General features: G+C 64.4%; 6 protein-coding genes and 1 pseudogene. All 7 read right to left on the bottom strand.

Translation table 11 applies throughout. The features are described 5' to 3' along the window. A partial coding sequence (locus I5M_RS05680; protein ID WP_022720521.1) for a CpaD family pilus assembly protein occupies positions 1-522 on the bottom strand: 522 nt, incomplete at its 3' end. Between the two features lie 12 nt (positions 523-534). After that, positions 535-1,976, bottom strand: a pseudogene (locus tag I5M_RS29245) (type II and III secretion system protein family protein). 13 nt (positions 1,977-1,989) lie between these two features. Beyond that, the gene (cpaB, locus tag I5M_RS05670; RefSeq protein WP_022720519.1) at positions 1,990-2,790 is read right to left on the bottom strand and encodes a Flp pilus assembly protein CpaB; all 801 of its coding nucleotides are present in this window, start codon (positions 2,788-2,790) and stop codon (positions 1,990-1,992) included. A 124-nt stretch (positions 2,791-2,914) separates the two neighbouring features. Further along, positions 2,915-3,439 (bottom strand): prepilin peptidase, encoded by a 525-nt coding sequence (locus I5M_RS05665; protein ID WP_031335489.1) that lies wholly within the window; start codon positions 3,437-3,439, stop codon positions 2,915-2,917. Between the two features lie 103 nt (positions 3,440-3,542). Continuing rightward, positions 3,543-3,677, bottom strand: a complete 135-nt coding sequence (locus I5M_RS34025; protein WP_022720517.1) for a hypothetical protein — start codon at positions 3,675-3,677, stop codon at positions 3,543-3,545. A 94-nt stretch (positions 3,678-3,771) separates the two neighbouring features. Continuing rightward, the gene (locus I5M_RS31230) at positions 3,772-3,936 is read right to left on the bottom strand and encodes a Flp family type IVb pilin (RefSeq protein ID WP_083909513.1); all 165 of its coding nucleotides are present in this window, start codon (positions 3,934-3,936) and stop codon (positions 3,772-3,774) included. A 78-nt stretch (positions 3,937-4,014) separates the two neighbouring features. Continuing rightward, positions 4,015-4,236 carry a hypothetical protein gene (locus tag I5M_RS32035; RefSeq protein ID WP_148287830.1) on the bottom strand — a complete coding sequence of 74 codons (222 nt, stop codon included), beginning with the start codon at positions 4,234-4,236 and terminating at the stop codon, positions 4,015-4,017. Between the last annotated feature and the right edge of the window lie 53 nt (positions 4,237-4,289).

Below are 4,289 nucleotides of genomic sequence, written 5' to 3'. Positions count from 1 at the left end.
GGGCGAGGTCTCGGGCCAAAGGCCGCAGGGGCCGGCTTCGGCGGTGACACGCGGATAGATCAGGCGGATCGGCGCGAAGGTGCGCGGATCGGCCGGACGATATTGCTTGACCATGACGCCGCGCGGCGGAACGCCCTGCGCGGCCAGCACGCCCTGGATCTCGCGCAGAGAGTCCGAAGCCGCGCGGGCATTCGGCGTGTTGGTCGGCACTTCGGCGATGATTGTCCCGGTGCCTTCGCGCATCCAGTCCTGGCCGAAAGCGACGACGTCGTCGCGCTGCGGGCTGGTCAGGCCGCCGCGGCCGTTGCCGACGAACACCACGATGGTGCGGTCGCCTTCGCGGATCGCGATCGGATGGCGCAGCCGATAGTCGGTCGGCGGCACGCTGGCGGTGATGTCGACGGTGTCGGACGTGTGGGTGCAAGCGCCGAGTGAGGCGCCCAAGCCGATCAAGGCGGCCCCGATGAGGAGGCCGCGCTTGAGGTGGAAGGTCTTGGCGTGGACCGGTCTGGTAACTGCCATCTTGTCCTCGCCCTAATCGGTGATGAAGCCGACGCGGCCGCGATACGGCTGCGCCGGTTCGGCGCGGCCCGGCGCGCCGTACAACCGGTTGATGTTGCCGAGCAGATCCGACTGCGGATCGGAGGCGTCGGCGAAGCCGTCGTCGGGGCGTGACAGATCCTTCTGAGCCACGGCACGGACGATGTAGGGCGTCACCAGCACCATCAGTTCGGTCTGGCGGTTGATGTAGTCACGGCTGCGGAACAGCGTGCCGAGCACCGGGATCTGGGTCATGCCCGGCAGGCCGTTGATCGCCTGCTTGGTCTGCTCCTGGATCAAGCCGGCCATCGCCAGCGAGCCGCCGGAGGGGATTTCGACCGTGCTCTCGACCCGCCGGCTCTTGATCGACGGCACCGACAGTCCGCTGATCGAGATCGAGTTGTCGCTCGACACTTCCGACACTTCGGTCGCGACTTTGAGGCTGATGCGGCCGGCGCTCATCACCACCGGGGTGAAGTTGAGCAGGATGCCGAACTTCTTGAAGGTCACGCTCGGCGTACACACGGAATTGGTGCAGGTGACGCCGCTCGGCACCGGGAACTCGCCGCCGGCCAGGAAGCTCGCGGGCTCGCCGGAAATCGCCGTCAAATTCGGCTCGGCGAGGGTGCGGACCACGCCGGCGCTCTCCATCGCCTTCAGCGTCGCGGTCACCGACGGCGCCGATCCGAAACTGGTGGTCAGCGCATTGCCGCTGACCAGTGCCTGACCCGATTGGGTGAACGGGTTGGTGTTGGTGAACTTCACCACCGCGGTGCCGTAGTTGAGATTGGCGCTGAGATCCACGCCGAGCTGCTTCACGACGTTGCGCTGGACTTCGGCGACGGTGATCTTCAGCATCACCTGGTCACGGCCGCGGACGACGATATTGTTCGACACCTTCTTCTCGTCGCCGACCAGCCGTGTGGCGAGGTCCGTCGCCTGCTGCGCTTCGATCGAGGTGGCGACGGTGCCGGTCAGCATCACGCCTTCGCCGAGACCTTCGACCTGGATTTCGCCATTGGGGATCGCCTGCTTCAGCGCGGCACGAATGCCGTTGAGGTCGCGCGTCACGGCGATATCGTAGGCCGCGATCTGCTGACCGCTGCCGTCGAAAAACACGATGTTGGTCTGGCCGACGGCGGCGCCGATGATGTAGGCGCGCTGCGCCGAACGGATCACCGCATTGGCGATCTTCGGATCGGCCACCAGCACATCCTTGATGTCGCGCGGCAGGTCGACCACGATCGACTTGCCGATACCGAGCGCCAGAGGACGCGCGTTCAGACCGCTGCCGCTCGTGGGCATCGGCACCGCGCGATAATCGCTGGCCCCGGCGGCGCGAATGCCGGCAGCGCGCCGAGCACCGCGGCCGTGGCAAGCGCCAAGGCCTTGCCACGCATTCCCCGGACGACTGGTTGGTTGGTGCCGCGGTTCATATCCGGCCTCTGATTACTTCTGCGTCGTCGTGGTGGTCGGCACACCGAACCTCACCACGTTGATGCTGTCGCGCTTGCTGGTGCGATCGTCTTCTTTCGGCGCCGCATCTCTGGCGTCGGCGAGGCTGCGCAGCGCGAGCGACAGGCTGCCGCTCTGCCGTGCCCGCGCCAGGAATTCGGCCTGCTCCGGCTTCAGCTCGAGTGTGGCGGTCTTGCCGACCACGACCTTCTGGCCGTTCTTGTCCTCGATGGTCTGGTCGATCGCCAGGACGCGGACGTTGCTGAGAATGATTTCGGAATTGACGACGTCGCCGCCGCCGGCACGGTCGGGGTTCTTCTCGCGCTTGGACAGGATCACGTCGACGCGGTCGTTCGGCAGGATGAAACCGCCGGCACCGGTTTCCGGTGAGATCTCGGTCGAGATCGCCCGCATGCCGCTGGGCAGGATGGCCGCCATGAAGCCCGAGCCCTTGGCCATGACCAGCTTCTGATCGCGGATCGGTTCGCCGGCGATGAAGGGCGAACGGGCAATCGCGCCGGCGAGCTCGGTGGTGGCGTTGGGACGGTCGCGGCGGGTGATGAAGCTCGAGCTGGCGGACTGAGACGGCCACACCTGCCATTGGACGTCGCCCGGTCCGACCGGCTGGCCGAGCGCGATATCGCTCTTGGCGACGAGAACGTCGACGGTTTCGACTTTCGCAGCCGGCTCCTTCGGCGCCGCAGTGGGCTCCGGCGCACTGCCGCTGGCCAGATAGGCGGCGAGGCCGCCGGCGCCGATGGCAATGCTGAGGACGACGATCCGGGCCGTATTCATTACGCTTCACTTTCCGCATGACTTGGCGAGCTGACCCGCCACAGCAACGGGAGTTGACCAGCTAATCGTCAAAGCATGGTTAATGAGGCGTATCTAAATCGCGTTAACGAGCTCTTCCGCCTCGTCAGTTGAAGACGAACCGCGACAGATCCACGGCGCTGATCCACTGGGTCTCCGGGTAGACCATCAGCGCGCCGGTCGCGAGCGCGATGCCGTAGGGAATGCCGGTCTCTTTGTCGTGCAGCTTCAGCAGCCAGCCTTGTGTGGCGAGCCTGTACGGCAGCGGATATTCCCGGAAGCCAAGCAACAGCAGCGTCAGCGCGCCGCCGAAGATCGAGGCGTAGAGCAGATACTCGAGCAGGTGATCGAAGCCGAACCAAAGCGCGGCAGCGGCCACGACCTTGGCGTCGCCGCCGCCGATCCAGCCCAGAGCGAAGCATGTGAACGCGACCGCCAGCACCGTCAGGCCGGCTCCGACATGCATGAAGATTTCGTAAACGCTGAACCCCGTGAGCGGCGCCAGCACGGCGAATCCGGCGACCAGCAGCAGCGATACCCGGTTCGAGATCGTCATCGTGAACAGATCGCTCGACGCAGCGAACGCCATCAAGGCCGGGAATAGTGTGAGTCGCAGGAGATCAGCGATCATCGTCATCCTTCCGGGCGCTTACGTCACGGGCACCGGCATCGATGTGCCGGCTCGGTATCACGCTAGATTAGGCGGCGGAGGTGAAAGATCAGGAAACGCAGGCTTACCAGTTTGCGGCGATCCGAACGGCAATCGTCGCAATCGCCAGGATCAGCGCGAGGCAGATCGTCTGGAGAGTCACGATCTCGCGCGCGGCGGGGCCGTGCAGCGCGGGCGGCGGCGGAGGGCGATCGGACATTGGACGCAACTACACAGGATGGTGTCGGCACGGCCGCGGATAGGAATCAAAAAAGGCCCCGGGGACCGAGGCCTTGATTGATCGTCCGGACAGCTTACTGGAGGCCGGTCTGAACGGACGTGAACTTGGTCACGAGGTTGGTGCCGATGCCCTTGACGACGGTGATGATCACGACGGCGATGCCGGCGGCGATCAGGCCGTATTCGATGGCGGTGGCGCCGGATTCGTCCTTGAGGAAACGCGAAACGAGGGTCTTCATCGGATTAGCTCCATTAGGGTGACTGGCGAAGTCATTGTGGTCGTGTCGGCGTCTCAGCACCGTGACCATGGCCGAACCCTATGATCGGGAAATTGCAGCGCAGTTAATTCGATTGCGTAAATCCGGGCTCATCGCCCACTTCTTGATCACGGTAAAGGCTGGATTAAATTGCAGAAAATTGTCGCGAATTCGCTCTTCGCGAGCAATCAGATACACTTCCGGGTGGGGCGGTTCATCCGGCTGTTCGGGATGGATACAAACTAACCGCAGTTTTACGATGAACATTTGCGGTTCGTTCATCAATTAACGGTACCTTCACGATCGTCGGGCGCCGGCACCGCTGCGTATCGCTT

The organism is Rhodopseudomonas sp. B29, assembly GCF_000333455.1.
Lineage (GTDB): Bacteria > Pseudomonadota > Alphaproteobacteria > Rhizobiales > Xanthobacteraceae > Rhodopseudomonas.
Note: the sequence above shows the minus strand (reverse complement) of the source record. Positions and strands in the feature narration are given on the sequence as shown.

What these genes read in the sequence shown, in the direction of transcription:
- I5M_RS05665 (WP_031335489.1), bottom strand. Translation starts at nt 3,439, where the DNA reads ATGATCGCTGATCTCCTGCGACTCACACTATTCCCGGCCTTGATGGCG.
- I5M_RS34025 (WP_022720517.1), bottom strand. Translation starts at nt 3,677, where the DNA reads ATGTCCGATCGCCCTCCGCCGCCGCCCGCGCTGCACGGCCCCGCCGCG.
- I5M_RS32035 (WP_148287830.1), bottom strand. Translation starts at nt 4,236, where the DNA reads ATGAACGAACCGCAAATGTTCATCGTAAAACTGCGGTTAGTTTGTATC.
- cpaB (WP_022720519.1), bottom strand. Translation starts at nt 2,790, where the DNA reads ATGAATACGGCCCGGATCGTCGTCCTCAGCATTGCCATCGGCGCCGGC.
- I5M_RS31230 (WP_083909513.1), bottom strand. Translation starts at nt 3,936, where the DNA reads ATGAAGACCCTCGTTTCGCGTTTCCTCAAGGACGAATCCGGCGCCACC.